Origin of the sequence: Pantoea sp. E2023-21, from assembly GCF_051302795.1 — a bacterium.
Lineage (GTDB): Bacteria > Pseudomonadota > Gammaproteobacteria > Enterobacterales > Enterobacteriaceae > Pantoea > Pantoea ludwigii_A.
Map to the genome: position 1 here is coordinate 152344 of NZ_CP195344.1, position 16319 is coordinate 168662.

The 16319-nt window shown below is 53.4% G+C and carries 13 protein-coding genes and 1 pseudogene; 10 read left to right on the top strand and 4 right to left on the bottom strand.

The genetic code is table 11. The features are described from left to right. Positions 1–115 precede the first annotated feature (115 nt). The gene (gene clpX, locus ACRQ84_RS00725; protein WP_008103932.1) at positions 116–1387 is read left to right on the top strand and encodes an ATP-dependent protease ATP-binding subunit ClpX; all 1272 of its coding nucleotides are present in this window, start codon (positions 116–118) and stop codon (positions 1385–1387) included. A gap of 188 nt (positions 1388–1575) precedes the next feature. Then, the gene (gene lon, locus ACRQ84_RS00730; protein WP_064740454.1) at positions 1576–3930 is read left to right on the top strand and encodes an endopeptidase La; all 2355 of its coding nucleotides are present in this window, start codon (positions 1576–1578) and stop codon (positions 3928–3930) included. On the opposite strand, the gene ACRQ84_RS00735 is transcribed toward lon, so the two are convergent. After that, on the bottom strand, positions 3900–4229 hold the full coding sequence (locus ACRQ84_RS00735) for a hypothetical protein (RefSeq protein WP_196762386.1): 330 nt from the start codon (positions 4227–4229) through the stop codon (positions 3900–3902). The two genes, lon and ACRQ84_RS00735, sit on opposite strands and share 31 nt — an antisense overlap. On the opposite strand from ACRQ84_RS00735, the gene hupB reads away from it, so the two are divergent. From hupB to ACRQ84_RS00755, 4 genes are all read left to right on the top strand, one after another. Then, positions 4144–4416 carry a nucleoid-associated protein HU-beta gene (hupB, locus tag ACRQ84_RS00740; protein ID WP_036648244.1) on the top strand — a complete coding sequence of 91 codons (273 nt, stop codon included), beginning with the start codon at positions 4144–4146 and terminating at the stop codon, positions 4414–4416. The two genes, ACRQ84_RS00735 and hupB, sit on opposite strands and share 86 nt — an antisense overlap. A 237-nt stretch (positions 4417–4653) precedes the next feature. Continuing rightward, entirely contained in the window at positions 4654–6522 is a 1869-nt protein-coding gene (gene ppiD / locus ACRQ84_RS00745) for a peptidylprolyl isomerase (RefSeq protein WP_483816918.1), read from the top strand. Between the two features lie 139 nt (positions 6523–6661). Further along, positions 6662–6985 carry a ComEA family DNA-binding protein gene (locus ACRQ84_RS00750; protein WP_064740455.1) on the top strand — a complete coding sequence of 108 codons (324 nt, stop codon included), beginning with the start codon at positions 6662–6664 and terminating at the stop codon, positions 6983–6985. A 101-nt stretch (positions 6986–7086) separates the two neighbouring features. Next, positions 7087–7494, top strand: a complete 408-nt coding sequence (locus ACRQ84_RS00755; protein ID WP_483816919.1) for an acyl-CoA thioesterase — start codon at positions 7087–7089, stop codon at positions 7492–7494. Positions 7495–7532: 38 nt separating this feature from the next. On the opposite strand, the gene queC is transcribed toward ACRQ84_RS00755, so the two are convergent. Both queC and ACRQ84_RS00765 read right to left on the bottom strand, forming a co-directional pair. Then, the gene (gene queC, locus ACRQ84_RS00760) at positions 7533–8228 is read right to left on the bottom strand and encodes a 7-cyano-7-deazaguanine synthase QueC (protein ID WP_483816920.1); all 696 of its coding nucleotides are present in this window, start codon (positions 8226–8228) and stop codon (positions 7533–7535) included. Between the two features lie 26 nt (positions 8229–8254). After that, on the bottom strand, positions 8255–9970 hold the full coding sequence (locus ACRQ84_RS00765; RefSeq protein WP_483816921.1) for an SgrR family transcriptional regulator: 1716 nt from the start codon (positions 9968–9970) through the stop codon (positions 8255–8257). Positions 9971–10063: 93 nt separating this feature from the next. On the opposite strand from ACRQ84_RS00765, the gene cof reads away from it, so the two are divergent. Further along, positions 10064–10885, top strand: a complete 822-nt coding sequence (cof, locus tag ACRQ84_RS00770) for an HMP-PP phosphatase (RefSeq protein WP_064740459.1) — start codon at positions 10064–10066, stop codon at positions 10883–10885. 34 nt (positions 10886–10919) lie between these two features. On the opposite strand, the gene ACRQ84_RS00775 is transcribed toward cof, so the two are convergent. Beyond that, positions 10920–11954: a PLP-dependent cysteine synthase family protein gene (locus ACRQ84_RS00775; RefSeq protein ID WP_483816922.1), complete on the bottom strand. Its 1035-nt coding sequence runs from the start codon at positions 11952–11954 to the stop codon at positions 10920–10922. Positions 11955–12069: 115 nt separating this feature from the next. Between ACRQ84_RS00775 and ACRQ84_RS00780 the strand changes: the two genes are divergently transcribed. The 3 genes and pseudogenes from ACRQ84_RS00780 to ACRQ84_RS00790 all read left to right on the top strand — a co-directional run bounded on the left by ACRQ84_RS00780 (position 12070) and on the right by ACRQ84_RS00790 (position 16091). Then, on the top strand, positions 12070–12531 hold the full coding sequence (locus ACRQ84_RS00780; protein ID WP_064741189.1) for an Lrp/AsnC family transcriptional regulator: 462 nt from the start codon (positions 12070–12072) through the stop codon (positions 12529–12531). A 23-nt stretch (positions 12532–12554) separates the two neighbouring features. Beyond that, a pseudogene (locus tag ACRQ84_RS00785) lies at positions 12555–14323 on the top strand (SmdA family multidrug ABC transporter permease/ATP-binding protein). Beyond that, entirely contained in the window at positions 14316–16091 is a 1776-nt protein-coding gene (locus tag ACRQ84_RS00790) for a SmdB family multidrug efflux ABC transporter permease/ATP-binding protein (RefSeq protein ID WP_483816923.1), read from the top strand. Before ACRQ84_RS00785 ends, ACRQ84_RS00790 begins: the two are co-directional and overlap by 8 nt. The last annotated feature ends 228 nt before the right edge of the window (positions 16092–16319 follow it).

Sequence of the window (16319 nt, forward strand, 5' to 3'; positions counted from 1 at the left end):
CCCCTTACGCTATAGTTAACGGGGAGCAGGCAGATGGGTTGAATGCATATCGGCCGTTGATGTACGGCCAGCGCCGTACAACAAATTTGGTCTGAGAAAGAAAAGAGGTTAGCTGATGACAGATAAGCGCAAAGACGGTTCAGGTAAGTTGCTGTACTGCTCTTTCTGCGGCAAAAGCCAGCATGAAGTCCGTAAGCTAATTGCCGGGCCGTCAGTATACATTTGCGATGAGTGCGTTGATCTTTGCAACGACATCATTCGTGAAGAGATAAAGGAAGTTGCGCCGCATCGCGAGCGCAGTTCACTGCCGACGCCGCACGAAATCCGCCATCATCTTGACGATTATGTAATTGGTCAGGAAAGGGCGAAGAAAGTGTTGGCCGTAGCGGTATATAACCACTACAAACGCCTGCGCAATGGTGATACCAGCAACGGTATTGAACTGGGCAAAAGTAACATTTTGCTGATCGGTCCAACGGGTAGCGGTAAAACCTTGCTGGCAGAAACGCTGGCGCGTTTGCTGGATGTGCCATTTACCATGGCCGATGCCACCACGCTGACCGAAGCGGGTTACGTGGGTGAAGATGTTGAAAACATCATCCAGAAACTGCTGCAGAAATGTGATTACGACGTGCAGAAAGCACAGCGCGGCATTGTCTACATCGATGAAATCGACAAAATTTCGCGTAAGTCTGATAATCCGTCAATCACTCGTGATGTATCGGGTGAAGGTGTACAGCAAGCGCTGTTGAAACTGATTGAAGGCACCGTGGCAGCTGTACCGCCGCAGGGCGGACGTAAACATCCACAGCAGGAATTCTTGCAGGTTGATACCTCTAAGATTCTGTTTATCTGTGGTGGTGCATTTGCCGGTCTCGATAAAGTGATTTCCCAGCGTGTTGAAACCGGATCCGGCATCGGCTTTGGCGCAACGGTGAAGGGCAAATCCCAGAAGGCGAGCGAAGGCGAATTGCTGTCGCAGGTTGAGCCAGAAGATCTGATTAAGTTCGGCTTGATTCCTGAGTTCATTGGTCGTCTGCCCGTCGTGGCAACGCTGAGCGAACTGAGTGAAGAAGCGCTGATTCAGATCCTGCGTGAGCCGAAGAACGCGCTGACCAAACAGTATCAGGCGTTGTTCAATCTTGAAGGCGTAGAACTGGAGTTCCGTGACGAAGCTTTAACGGCGATCGCTAAAAAAGCGATGTCGCGTAAAACCGGTGCGCGTGGTCTGCGTTCTATCGTTGAAGGTGCGTTACTTGAAACCATGTACGACTTGCCTTCAATGGATGACGTTGAAAAAGTGGTGATTGATGAGTCAGTGATTGAAGGTCAATCTGAGCCAATGTTGATTTATGGAAAGCATGAAGCCCAGGCTTCTGGTGAATAAATAAACAATCGCACCATGTTGTTATCTTAAAAAAGGGGAAAAATCTTTCCCCTTTTGTTTTTCTCTCGCCAGTGACATTGAATGTCGTATAAGCATCCCCATATACTCAATATCCTGTGGGTTTAACTGCAAAACCTCTATTGCGCGGTACCCATCACCTGGCGGACATTAAACTAAGAGAGAGCTCTATGAATCCTGAGCGTTCTGAACGCATTGAAATCCCCGTGTTGCCGTTGCGCGACGTGGTGGTTTATCCGCACATGGTAATTCCGTTGTTTGTTGGTCGGGAAAAATCGATTCGGTGCCTCGAAGCCGCGATGGATCATGATAAAAAGATCATGCTGGTTGCACAGAAAGAGGCTTCAACGGATGAACCTGGCATTAACGATCTCTTCTCAGTAGGGACCGTCGCTTCTGTATTGCAGATGCTGAAACTTCCAGACGGCACGGTAAAAGTGCTGGTTGAAGGTTTACAACGCGCGCACATCACCACGTTGGCTGATAACGGTGACCATTTTGTTGCCCAGGCTGAATACCTTGTCTCGCCAGAAATTGAAGAACGCGAGCAAGAAGTGCTGGTGCGCACAGCCATCAACCAGTTTGAAGGCTACATCAAGCTCAATAAAAAGATCCCACCTGAGGTATTAACTTCCCTCAACAGCATCGACGATGCGGCCCGTCTGGCCGACACCGTAGCAGCGCATATGCCGCTGAAACTGGCTGATAAACAGTCCGTGCTGGAGATGTCCGACGTCAATGAACGTCTGGAATATCTGATGGCGATGATGGAATCAGAAATCGATCTGCTGCAGGTTGAGAAGCGTATTCGCAACCGTGTTAAAAAGCAGATGGAGAAAAGCCAGCGTGAGTACTATCTGAATGAGCAAATGAAAGCCATTCAGAAAGAGCTGGGCGAAATGGATGACGCGCCGGATGAATATGAGGCGCTGAAACGTAAGATTGAAGCGGCCAAAATGCCGACCGAAGCGCGTGAAAAAGCCGAAGCTGAATTGCAGAAGCTGAAGATGATGTCACCGATGTCGGCAGAAGCGACCGTGGTACGTGGCTACATCGACTGGATGGTTCAGGTTCCATGGGTTGCGCGCAGCAAGGTGAAAAAAGACCTGCGTAAAGCGCAGGAAACTCTGGATATCGACCATTACGGTTTGGAACGAGTCAAAGACCGTATCCTTGAGTATCTTGCGGTACAGAGTCGCGTCAGCAAAATCAAAGGGCCAATTCTGTGTCTCGTTGGACCGCCAGGCGTGGGTAAAACCTCGCTGGGACAGTCGATTGCTAAGGCAACCGGACGTAAATACGTGCGTATGGCGCTGGGTGGCGTGCGCGATGAAGCGGAAATTCGCGGACATCGTCGTACCTACATTGGTTCTATGCCAGGTAAACTGATCCAGAAAATGGCAAAAGTTGGGGTTAAAAACCCGCTGTTCCTGCTGGATGAGATCGACAAAATGTCTTCTGACATGCGTGGCGATCCAGCTTCGGCGCTGCTTGAGGTGCTGGATCCTGAGCAGAACATCGCGTTCAACGATCACTATCTGGAAGTGGATTACGATCTCTCTGACGTCATGTTTGTGGCGACCTCGAACTCCATGAACATCCCGGCACCGTTGCTTGACCGTATGGAAGTTATTCGTCTTTCGGGTTATACCGAAGATGAAAAACTGAACATTGCGAAGCAGCATTTACTGCCGAAACAGATCGAACGTAATGCGCTGAAAGAAAAAGAGATCACCGTCGACGACAGTGCGATTGTTGGCATCATCCGCTATTACACCCGCGAAGCGGGCGTGCGTAGTCTGGAGCGCGAACTCTCTAAGCTGTGCCGTAAAGCGGTTAAAACGCTGCTGATGGATAAGTCGAAAAAACACATCGTGATCAACGGCGATAACCTCAAGGATTTCCTTGGCGTGCAGCGCTTTGATTACGGTCGCGCAGAAAGTGAAAGCCGTGTGGGTCAGGTGACCGGTCTGGCGTGGACGGAAGTGGGTGGCGATCTGCTGACCATTGAAACCGCCTGCGTGCCAGGTAAAGGTAAGCTGACATACACCGGTTCGCTGGGCGAAGTGATGCAGGAATCGATTCAGGCCGCGCTGACTGTAGTGCGTGCGCGTGCTGAGAAACTGGGCATCAACGGTGATTTCTACGAGAAACGTGATATCCACGTGCACGTGCCAGAAGGTGCGACGCCGAAAGATGGTCCGAGCGCCGGTATCGCCATGTGCACCGCGTTGGTGTCATGCTTAACCGGTAACCCGGTGCGTTCTGATGTGGCGATGACCGGTGAAATCACACTGCGTGGTTTGGTTCTGCCGATTGGTGGCCTGAAAGAGAAGTTGCTGGCGGCACACCGTGGCGGCATCAAAACCGTGTTGATCCCGGACGAAAACAAGCGCGATCTGGAAGATATTCCGCAGAACGTGATTGCCGATCTGGATATTCATCCGGTGAAGCGTATTGAAGAAGTGTTGAACCTGGCACTGGAAAATGCGCCTTACGGCATGCAGGTTGTGACCGCAAAATAGTGATTAGCGGCATAAACCGCTAAAAAGCGAAGCTGGCAGGCAAAATGGTGCTTGCCAGCTTTTTTTTGTGCCGCTAACTTAGTGGGCTGCTGGATCAACGAATAAGATGAATACCGTTGTTTCAGCTCCACAGGCTTGATATAACTTGCTGCGCGTTCGCACCGGGCGGGAAGCGCGGGTGCGATGTGAATAATAAAAGAGGGGATGAAGAGAGTGAATAAGTCACAGTTGATCGACAAAATTGCTGCAGATGCTGACATTTCTAAAGCAGCAGCGGGACGTGTTTTAGATGCATTCATGGACTCCGTTACCGAAGCTCTGAAAGGCGGTGATGAAGTGGCACTGGTTGGTTTCGGTACTTTCTCTGTACGTGAGCGTGCAGCTCGTACAGGCCGTAACCCACAAACGGGCAAAGAGCTCACCATTCCGGCTGGTAAAGTTCCGGGCTTCCGTGCAGGTAAAGCACTGAAAGATTCCGTCAATTAATGACCGCTGATACATCCATTGAAGCATTTTCTTCCGTGGATTGAGGACGCAAAAGCCGTTCTCATGTAACATACGGGCACATCATTTTTGATGTGCCTTTTTTATTCTTGATGCGCGGCGATAGCCTTTGGTTGTTGTCTCCGCATGGTTGCCAACTGCCAGCCTGAACAGCAGTTGCACGATGATGCCATCGTGTTAGAGCTTTACATTCACACTACAGCGGAGTGTTGTCATACCATGATGGACAATTTACGCGCGGCGTCGAATCATGTCGTGCTCAAGATTATTCTGGGATTGATCATCCTGTCTTTCGTACTTACCGGGGTGGGCAACTACCTGATCGGTGGCGGCGGTGATTATGCTGCCAAAGTTAACGGTCACGAGATCAGCCGTGCGGAGCTGGAGCAGGGTTTTAACAACGAGCGTAATCGTCAGCAGCAGATGCTGGGCGATCAATTCTCGCAGTTAGCCAGCAACGAAGGCTACATGCAGCAGATGCGCCAGCAGGCGCTATCACAGCTGATTGATCAGGCGTTACTTGATCAGTACATCAAAGATCTGCACATCGGTATCAACGATGATCAGGTGAAACAGGCGATTTTCAATCAGAAAGCCTTCCAGACCAACGGTAAGTTCGACAACGCCAAATACAGTGGCCTGATCACCAGCATGGGCTTCACCGCTGACCAATATGCCGAAGCACTGCGCAAGCAGCTGGCGACGCAGCAGCTGATTAACGCCATTGCCAACACCGATTTCATGCTAAAAGGCGAAACCAGCAAGCTGGTGGATTTGGTGTCACAGCAGCGTGAAGTACGTCAGGCGGTGATTGATGTTAACGCGCTGGCAGCTAAACAGACGGTCAGCGACGACGAAGTCAGCCAGTATTATCAGCAGCATCAAAACAGCTTTATGGCACCCGAGCAGTTCCGCGTTAGCTACATCAAAATGGATGCCGCTAGCATGCAGGAAACGGCCAGTGAAGCAGACATTCAGAGCTGGTACGATCAACATAAAGCGGATTATTCACAGCCACAGCGTAATCGCTACAGCGTGATCCAAACCAAGACGGAAGCTGATGCTAACGCCGTAGTGGATGCGCTGAAAAAAGGTGAAGATTTCGCCGCGTTGGCGAAGAGCAAATCTATTGATCCCATCTCAGCCCGTAAAGGCGGTGACATGGGGTGGCTGGAGCCGAGCACCACGCCAGACGAGCTGAAAAACGCCAATCTGACGCAGAAAGGCCAACTTTCTGGTGCGATCAAATCGTCTGTTGGTTTCCTCGTGGTACGTCTGGATGATATCCAGCCGGAGCAGGTTAAGCCTTTAGCCGATGTTCACAACATTGTTGCGGACAAAGTGAAGCAAGAGAAAGCGGTTGATGCTTTCTACAAAGTTCAGCAGAAAGTGAGCGAAGCCGCTAGCAACGATAATGAATCGTTAGCGGGCGCAGCGCAGGCTTCCGGTCTGAAAGTGGTAGAAACCCAATGGATTACGCGCGATAACCTGCCCGATGAGTTGAATTTCGATCAGGTTAAGCAGGCCATCTTTAATGGTGGTTTAGTTGGCCAAAACGGTGCGCCGGGTAATAACTCTGACATCATTTCAGTGGATGGCGATCGTGCCTTTGTACTGCGTATCAGCGAGCACAAACCGGAAGCGGTGAAGCCGTTGGATCAGGTAAAAGCACAGATTGTGGATACGCTGAAACACGATAAAGCGACACAGCAGGCAAAAGCGCAGGCAGACAAGCTGCTGGCCGAACTGAAAGCCGGTAAAGCGGATGCGCTGCAGGCTGCAGGATTGACGCTTAGCGCCAGCAAATCCTTTGATCGCAATGCGCAGGATCCGGTTGCGCAGTCAGCCTTCAATCTGCCACAGCCTGCCGACAATAAGCCGTCGTGGGGTGTAAGCGAAGATATGCAAGGCAATGTGGTGCTGGTCGCGCTGGACAAAGTCAGCGCGGGCAACATGCCGCAGGCGCAGACCGATGAGATGGTGAAAGGCGTGACGCAGAATAACGCGCAGATTGCTTTTGAAGCGCTGCTGGAAAACCTGCGTAAAGAGGCGAAGATTAAGTACGGCGCCGCTGCACAAAACCAGTAAGCCTCACAAAAAAAGTTAAATCACTGCAATATCGAAAGGCCGCTTATGCGGCCTTTTCCATTTCTACAATTGCCCTTTTGAGCCTAAATTCTAGCTGTGACACCCTGCTGTAGCTGTCAAACACAAGGAGAAACACAGCATGGTGAAATCAACTTTTCAAGCCCTATGTATTACGCTGGCGCTGGGTGGCGCAGTTTATACCACCGGACTGGCGGCTGCCGAAAGTCCCAGTGAAACGCAGGCGACGCAAGTCTCAACGCCACAGGAAGGACAAGTCAGCATCAATGCCGCCACCGCCGAACAGCTTGCGGCTGGCATGAACGGTATCGGCCTGAAGAAAGCGCAGGCCATTGTCAGTTATCGCGAACAATACGGTCCGTTTACCGCTATTGAACAACTCAAGGAGGTGCCCGGCATTGGCAGCGCCCTGATTGAACGCAATAGCGCCCGGCTTAAACTGTGAAGCATCTCGCGACTTTGAAGGATTGAAAAAGCCCGGATTCAGGCTGTGCTATGCTCAACAGGTCTTACCAGTTGTCATTCTCAGCCTGAACAGGAGCAACAATGCAAACCACTATCAAAGTGCGCGGTTATCATCTGGATGTTTATCAGCATGTGAATAACGCGCGCTATCTGGAGTTTCTTGAAGAGGCGCGCTGGCAGTGGCTGGAGGAGGTCAATGCCTTTCATTGGCTGATGGAGCAGCAGCTGGCATTTGTAGTAGTGAATATCAACATCAACTATCGTCGTCCGGCGGTATTGGGCGACGTACTGAACATTGACAGTGAAGTGTCACAGCTTAGCGGTAAGAGCGGTGTCATCGCACAGCGGGTAGTGCTGGCAAAGGATGATTCGGTGGTGGCTGATGCGGCGCTGACCTTTGTCTGCATTGATCTACGCACGCAAAAAGCGGTGCCGATGGAAGGGGAGCTGCGTGAGCGTCTGGCGTCATTAATGGTCGAGAATGAATAACTGGCGCCGTTGACGCCAGTTTTAACTCGCCGCCTGAATCAGTTGAGGCTGCTTTTTTGCTTCATTGCTGCCATCACGGTCGATGCGTTAGCCTGATATTCCGCCAGTCCACGCGCACGCAAATGACAGGCTGCGCATTCGCCGCAGCCATCGCCTTTCACCCCGTTGTAGCAAGTGAGGGTTTCAGCGCGTACCAGCGGCAACTGTTGCCAGTAATCGGCCAGCGCCCAGGTTTCTGCTTTATTCAGCCACATCAGCGGCGTTTCAAAGCGAATGTTACGCGCCATGCCAAGGCTGACGGCGTTATTCAGTGCCTTAACAAACTCGTCGCGGCAGTCCGGGTAACCAGAGAAATCGGTTTCACACACGCCGGTGATCACCGCTTCGGCTTCAACCTGATAGGCATAAATTGCGGCCAGCGTTAAAAACAGAATATTGCGGCCCGGTACAAACGTACTCGGCAAACCGCTGGCATTCGGATCGTAGGTTGGCACGGGAATGTTGTCGCGCGTCAGGCTGCTGACGGCTAACTCGTTGAGTAGCGTAACGTCCAGCACTTTGTGCGCACGCGCGCCCAGTTTTTGCGACAGTTCAGCCGCAACCTCGATCTCTTCCCGATGGCGCTGGCCATAATCAAAGGTGACGCAGTGCACTTCATCGTAGTGTTGCAGCGCCTGAATTAAACAGGTGGTGGAGTCTTGTCCGCCACTGAATACCACAACGGCTCGTTTCATTTTATCTTCCCCAAAAATCAGTGCGCCTATGGTACTGGCTCGGACGCAGGCTGAACAGCACTGGCTGTGGTTGGCGGTGGAATCCAGGCGCGAGTGAAATCAAACCATCCCAGGCTATTAAGCTGAATGCCCTCCACGCCGGGCGGGGCAAAAACCTGATAGCGATAGTTAAACAGCGGCAGCAAGTAGCCATCGCGCATCAGTTGCTGAAACAGTTGCTGAGTCAATTCACCACGCTGCAACGCATCAGGTTGTTGGGCAATAGCGCTAAGCGGCGATTGCAGTACCTTTTCGCGCAACGGCTGCCAAACCGGATCGTTCTCTAGCCAATTCACCAGCGTAAACAACGGGGCATCGCCAATTAGCCGGTCGCCCATCACCACATCGGCCTCACTGAGATCGATGTCGTCGCGCCAGCTTTTGACATCATGGAAGATGCAGGTGAGGGCGCAGCCATGGTGTGCCAGCAGAGGGATCAGCGCCTGCGCCATCACGTGTAGTTCGACCGGCAAATGGTAATGCAGTGTCAGGGTTGGCGGCAGTGAAATTCTTTCTCTTTCTGCACGCGGCACCGGCCAGCCAGGGAGCAGCTCAAGGCTGGGTGTAATCAACCCCTCATCCAGCGGCAATTGCTGAATCACACCGCTGCGCTGAATCAAGGCAATCAGCGATTGGGCCTGTTCGGCACTAAAGTGGGCCGTGACGCGTGGCGCCAGATAACAAAATCCCAGGCTGATACTGCGATCAACCGGACGCAGTGAGCCGAGTTCGTCAGGATCGCCAATCGCGATTTGCACCGGATGACTGCAGCTGGTGCCGAGATCGCGATCGAACAGTTGTGGCGTGATCCAGTATTCCATTCGCTGGATCAGCGGGCGCTGCAAATGCCAGCGCGCATGGCTCTCCAGCCGCACCATTTCTGCGGTGAAATGAGTGAGCTTCCAGGGGCCGCTACCAATGTCGGCGAATTCAGGATGAGGTAACAGACAGAACTGGTGCGCCAGCCGTTGCGGCAGCCAGTAATCGCTTTCGCGTAGTTGAATATGTATCGCCAGTGGATGCGGGGCTTCAATCTGATCTATTGCCGCCAGCAGGCGCGAACCGCGCGGCGATTGCATGATCTGCTGCAACTGCTCAACTAACTGTGCCGCCTGCACCGGTTCATCGTTATGCCAGCTGAGCTGCGGGCGCAGCCAGAAGTACCAGTCACGACCGCTGGCATCATGCTGCCAATGGTGAGCGATATCGCCTTCAACATCATTATCGCGAAAACGTGTCAGGCCGGAGAAAACCTGCCGTGCCAAATGTTGCTCAGCGCGTCCGGTCAGCTTGAGCGGGCGTAACGGTTCCATCGCCCGATAATAAGGAATGCGCAGCACGGGCGATTGATTCTGCCATTGCCCGCCCATCAGCGGCCGCAACATTCTCACCAGCCGCTCGGGATGCAGATCGAGTACTTGCAAAGCTTGAACCGCTTCGCCGTCATCAAGTTGCTGCGTTAATAGCTGTTGACGTAATTGCTCCGGTGAGAGCAAAAAAGTCAGCTCGCCCTGTTTGCCGCGTCCGGATTCGCCACGCCACCGCAGCCAGCCCGCATTCTGCCACTGGCGCAGCAGGGTGCGCACATGGCGCTCGCTGCAAAAGCAGTGTTGAGCGATTGCTGCAACGCTGAGACGTTGCGTCTCGCCGTGGCTGAGTTGCCACAAACGCTGAAACTGATTAATACGATGAAGTTCACGCACAGTTAAACCCGGAACATTTTTTTAAAAGTATTCACTATTAGTTCCGTAATTACCAGGCGATAGTCAGTCCCTCACACCGACAGGAGAATTCGCATGGCTCGCCTCGCAGCATTTGATATGGACGGCACATTGTTACTGCCTACGCACCGCTTAGGTAATGAAACGCTGGCAAGTCTGCATGCGTTGCATCAACGCGGCGTGACGTTAGCGTTTGCCACCGGTCGTCATCTTATGGATATGCAGCGAGTACGCGAACAAATCACCTTGCCTGCGTGGCTGATCACCGGCAACGGCACGCGTATTCACGATCTGGAAGGGAATCAACTTTACGGCTGCGATGTATCGCCATCGGTGGCGGAAGAGGTGATGCATACGCATTGGCAGACGCCAGCGTCGATTCATATTTTTAACGATGAAGGCTGGTTTACTGATAAACCGCTGCTCGGCGCGCTGGAAGCGCATGCCATGAGCGGCTTCCATTATCAGCTTCGTGATTTGCGTCGCATGTCAGCGCATGAAGTCACTAAGATCTGTTTTATTGCGCCGCATGAAATGTTACAGGCGTTAAGAAGTGAATTGCAGGCCGCGCTGGGCGAGCGAGCGAACATTTGCTTCTCTGCGTGGGATTGTCTGGAAGTGTTACCGGTCGATTGCCATAAAGGCGCGGCGCTGGAGCGTTTGTGCCAGCATCTTTCGCTGTCGCTGGCGGATTGTATGGCGTTTGGTGATGCCATGAACGATCGCGAAATGCTGGAGCGTGTCGGCAACGGTTTTATTATGGCTAACGCGATGAATCAACTGAAAGCTTCGTTGCCGCATTTACCGATTATCGGACATTGCGAGACACAGGCGGTGTCTCACTACTTAAATCACTGGATGACCACACCACACCTCGATTATTCCCCCGAATGCTGAGGCTTACAGTGAACCGGACAGGACGTCCGGTTTTTTATTGTAGTTCGCGCACCCAAGGCGCAATATCGCCGATGTTCTGCTTCACCCACTCCACATTGTAATAAGTGTCGGGATAGCGCTCACCGCTGTCACACAGTAATGTCACCAGAGAACCTTGCTCGCCGTTTTCCCGCATGCGTTTTGCCACCTGCAACATGCCCCAGAAGTTAGTGCCGGTTGAGGCGCCAGGACGACGTCCCAGCACCCTTTCCAGCTGCAGCATAGCGGCGACGGTCGCGCCATCCGGAACTTTCATCATCTCGTCAATCACGTCTGGTAAAAATGACGGTTCAACGCGCGGACGACCAATCCCTTCAATCAGGCTGCCGCGCTCGCTGCGCAGCGTGTTGTCACGGCAATGCCAATAATCGAAGAACACCGAATGCTGCGGATCGACCACCAGCAGGCGCGTATCGTGGCCCTGATAGCGGATGTAGCGACCCAATGTGGCGGAAGTTCCACCCGTGCCAGCGCTCATAATCAAGGTATGCGGTATCGGGAACGGTTCGTGAGACATCTGACGGAATATGCTTTCGGCAATATTGTTATTACCGCGCCAGTCGGTCGCACGCTCGGCATAAGTGAACTGGTCCATAAAGTGGCCGTTTAGCTCGCGCGCCAAACGATCTGATTCGCTGTACAGCTGGCAGGGATCGGCGACGAAATGACACTCGCCGCCGTAAAATCTAATCATCTCGATTTTACGTTTGGCGGTGCTGGCGGGCATCACCGCGATAAACGGCAGGCCAAGCAGTTGTGCGAAGTAGGCTTCCGAAACCGCCGTGCTGCCGGATGAGGCTTCAATGATTGGCGTATTTTCGTGGATCCAACCGTTCGCCAGGCCATAAAGAAACAGTGAGCGCGCCAGGCGATGTTTCAAGCTGCCGCTGGGATGCGTGCTTTCATCTTTCAGATAGAAGTGAATGCCGGGAAAATCATCCAGCTTAAAGCGGATCAGATGGGTATCCGCAGAGCGCTGAAAATCGGCGTTAATTTCATTGATAGCATGGCGAACCCAAGGCGTTTGCATAGTGCATTTCCATAATCATCATTGTGCCCAGTGTAAGGCACTGGCAGGAAAAAGAGGTTGCTTTAATCGGGCTATAATGGTGCGCTTAGAGAAAATTTTTCTCCGGGAGTGGCAAATGTTAGATAAAACTGACCGCATGTTGCTGGCAATGCTGCAGCAGGATTGCACGCTTTCGCTGCAGACGTTGGCCGATGCGGTGAATCTCACCACCACGCCGTGCTGGAAACGCCTGAAAAAACTGGAAGATGATGGCATTATTCGTGCGCGCGTGGCGCTGGTGGACGGCGAAAAGATTGGTCTGTCACTCACCGCCTTTATGTTTGTTAAAACCCAGCAGCACAGCAGCGAGTGGTTCAGGCAATTTGTCAGCGTGGTGCAACAGATGCCGGAAGTGATGGCGTTTTACCGCATGGCGGGCGAGTACGACTATTTGCTGCGCATTCAGGTGGCAGACATGAAGAGTTATGACAACTTTTATAAGCGCCTGGTGAATGGCGTGCCAGGCCTGATGGATGTGACCTCCAGTTTTGCCATGGAAGAGATTAAATACACCACCGCATTGCCGGTAGCGCCCTAACGGGCACAGAAAGAGACACGCTTGTGCAATTATTCAGCCAGTTAAGTTGGTATTTTCTGCGCGAGTGGCGGCGATATCTGGGCGCCGTCAGCTTGCTGATCGTTATTGCATTATTGCAATTGCTGCCACCGCATGTGGTCGGTGTGATTGTTGACGGCGTTACCCAGCATAATTTAAGCGCTGGGGACATTTTCATGTGGATCGGCGTGATGCTGGTGACTGCAGTCATCGTCTATCTGCTGCGCTACGTCTGGCGCGTGCTGCTGTTCGGCGCATCCTATCAATTAGCGGTTGAACTGCGTGAAGATTTCTACCGTCAGCTCAGTCGCCAGCATCCAGCATTTTATCTGCGCCATCGCACCGGCGATTTGATCGCTCGCGCCACCAATGATGTCGATCGCGTGGTGTTTGCTGCCGGTGAAGGCGTGCTGACGCTAGTGGACTCACTGGTGATGGGATTGGTGGTGCTGATCGTGATGAGCACACAAATCAGCTGGGAACTGACGTTACTGGCGTTGATACCGATGCCGATAATGGCATTCGCCATCCAGAAAGATGGCGCACGCTTGCATCAGCGTTTCAAAGTAGCGCAGGCGGCATTCTCCAGCCTGAACGATCAAACTCAGGAAAGCCTGACCAGCATTCGCATGATCAAAGCGTTTGGCCTCGAAGATCATCAATCGCAACAATTTGCGGGCATCGCCGCGGATACCGGCAAAAAAACCTGCATGTGGCGCGCGTGGATGCGCGTTTCGATCCGATCATTTATATCGCCGTCGGCTTCTCCAACTTGCTGGCAATTGCCGGTGGCGGTTGGATGGTGTGGAACGGCAGTTTGACGCTTGGTCAGCTCACCAGCTTTGTGATGTATCTCGGCCTGATGATTTGGCCAATGCTGGCGCTGGCATGGATGATTAATATCGTCGAACGCGGTAGCGCGGCGTGGAGCCGTATTCGCTCATTGCTGGCGGAAGCGCCTGCCGTTGAAGATGGACAGCAAGTGTTGCCGCCCGAACCCGGCGTGATGCAGGTTGCTATTCGTGAGTTCCGCTATCCGGCCAGTTCTGGCCCGGTGCTGAGCCATCTTAACGTCCAGTTAAAACCGGGCCAGATGCTCGGCTTATGCGGGCCAACCGGCTGCGGAAAAAGTACGCTGCTGAGCCTGATTCAGCGCCATTTCGATATTGATCAGGGTGATATTCGCTACCACAATACGCCGCTGACGCAGTTGCGCCTCGATAGCTGGCGCAGCCGGCTGGCGGTGGTCAGTCAGACGCCATTTCTATTCTCCGATACCATTGCCGCCAATCTGGCGCTCGGCCGTCCTAATGCAACGCAGCAAGAGCTGGAGCACGTGGCGCAGATGGCCTGCGTGCATGACGATATTCTGCGCCTGCCACAAGGCTATGAAACCGAAGTGGGCGAGCGTGGAGTGATGTTGTCCGGCGGGCAGAAGCAGCGCATCGCGATTGCACGCGCGCTGCTGCTGAATGCGGAAATCCTGATTCTGGATGATGCGCTGTCGGCGGTAGATGGTCGCACTGAACATGACATCCTGCATAACCTGCGCCAGTGGGGCAAAGGGCGCACCTTGATTATCAGCGCACATCGTTTGTCGGCGCTCACCGAGGCCAGCGAAATTCTGGTGTTGCAGCATGGCACCGTGGCGCAGCGTGGCGATCATGACACCCTGGCAGCAAAAGAGGGTTGGTATCGCGATATGTACCGTTATCAGCAACTGGAAGCCGCACTGGATGACGATGAAGTGGCAGAAGGAGTCAGCCGTGGCTAAATCTCAACGTTTATGGCCGACGCTGAAACGTCTGCTGGCGTATGGCAAACCGTGGCGTAAATCGCTGTGGCTGGCGGTCGGAATGCTGTGGATTGCCGCAGCGGCCGAAGTGACCGGACCGGTGCTGGTGAGCTATTTCATTGATAATCTGGTGGCGAAACATCAGATGCCGTGGGGCATTGTCGCGGGCCTGCTGGTGGGCTTTATCCTGCTGCAATTGCTGGCCGCTGGTTTGCACTATTTTCAGGCGCTGCTGTTTAACCGTGCGGCGATTGGCGTGGTGCAGCAATTGCGCGTCGATGTGATGAACGCGGCGCTACGCCAGCCGCTGAGCGCCTTCGATACGCAGCCAGTCGGGCAAATTATTTCGCGCGTCACCAACGACACCGAAGTGATCAAAGATCTCTACGTCACCGTGGTGGCGACGGTGTTGCGCGCTGCCGCGTTGATTGGCGCGATGCTGGTGGCGATGTTCTCCCTCGACTGGCGCATGGCGCTGGTGGCGATCGTGATTTTCCCGCTGGTGCTAACGGTGATGCTGATTTATCAGCGCTTCAGCACACCAATTGCGCGTCGCGTGCGCAGCTATCTGGCGGACATCAACAACGGCTTCAATGAAGTGATCAACGGGATGAGTGTGATCCAGCAGTTCCGCCAGCAGGCGCGCTTTGGTGAACGCATGGGCGAAGCCAGCCGTTCGCACTATCTGGCGCGTATGGAAACGCTGCGACTGGATGGCTTTTTATTGCGCCCATTGCTGAGTCTGTTTTCGGCCATGATTTTGTGCGGTTTGCTGATGCTGTTCAGCTTCGCCACGCCGGGCGTGTTTGAAGTTGGTGTGCTCTACGCGTTCATTACCTACCTTGGCCGCCTCAATGAGCCGCTGATTGAGCTGACCACGCAGCAGTCGATGCTGCAACAAGCTGTTGTCTCTGGCGAGCGTATCTTCGAACTGATGGATGCGGATCAGCAGGGTTATGGCAATGATATTCAGCCGCTGGCCTCCGGCAGCATCTCGCTGCGTGATGTGAGCTTTGCTTATCGCGATAATCGCGACGTGCTCAGTAACATCAATCTTGAAGTGCCCGCGCGTAATTTTGTGGCGCTGGTGGGGCATACCGGCAGCGGTAAAAGTACGTTAGCCAATCTGCTGATGGGCTATTATCCGGTGACGCGCGGCAGCATCGAGCTGGATGGCCGCCCGCTGCCACAGCTGTCGCACGCCGCCTTACGTCAAAGCGTGGCGATGGTGCAACAGGATCCGGTCGTACTGGCGGATTCGCTGCTGGCCAACGTGCGTTTGGGGCGCGATATTCCGGAAGACCACGTGTGGCAGGCGCTGGAGACGGTGCAGTTGGCCCCGCTGGCACGCAGCATGGCGGATGGCATTCATACGCGTTTAGGCGAGCAGGGCAATAATCTGTCGGTTGGGCAGAAACAGTTGTTGGCGCTGGCGCGCGTGTTGGTGTCATTGCCGCAGATTCTGATCCTCGACGAAGCGACGGCCAATATCGATTCCGGAACTGAACAGGCGATTCAGCACGCGTTACGCGCACTTCGCCAGCACAGCACGCTGGTGGTGATCGCGCATCGACTTTCCACCATCACGGAAGCCGATCAGATTTTAGTGTTGCATCGCGGTCAGGTGGTTGAGCGTGGAACGCATGCTGAACTGCTGGCTGAGCAAGGCCGCTACTGGCAAATGTATCAGCTGCAGCAGGCGGGCGATGAACTCGCGGCGGGCATCCCCGTACAATCCGAAGGGTGAATTGCACCTTTTTTGCACAGTTTTATCGGAATGTTCTGTATTGATGCACTTCTTTGAGGCTTAAAGCACCAAAGAAGTGCAAAATTGCAACACTGCTCCTCACTACCCTCCCTAATTTGCGCCGCGCTTCACATAACGAAGCGTGATGCAGCGCGCCTATGCTGCTGACATTCCCCTTTTTTTATTTATGGCACAGCCTTTGCTTATATCCCTACGTGTCCGCGAGAC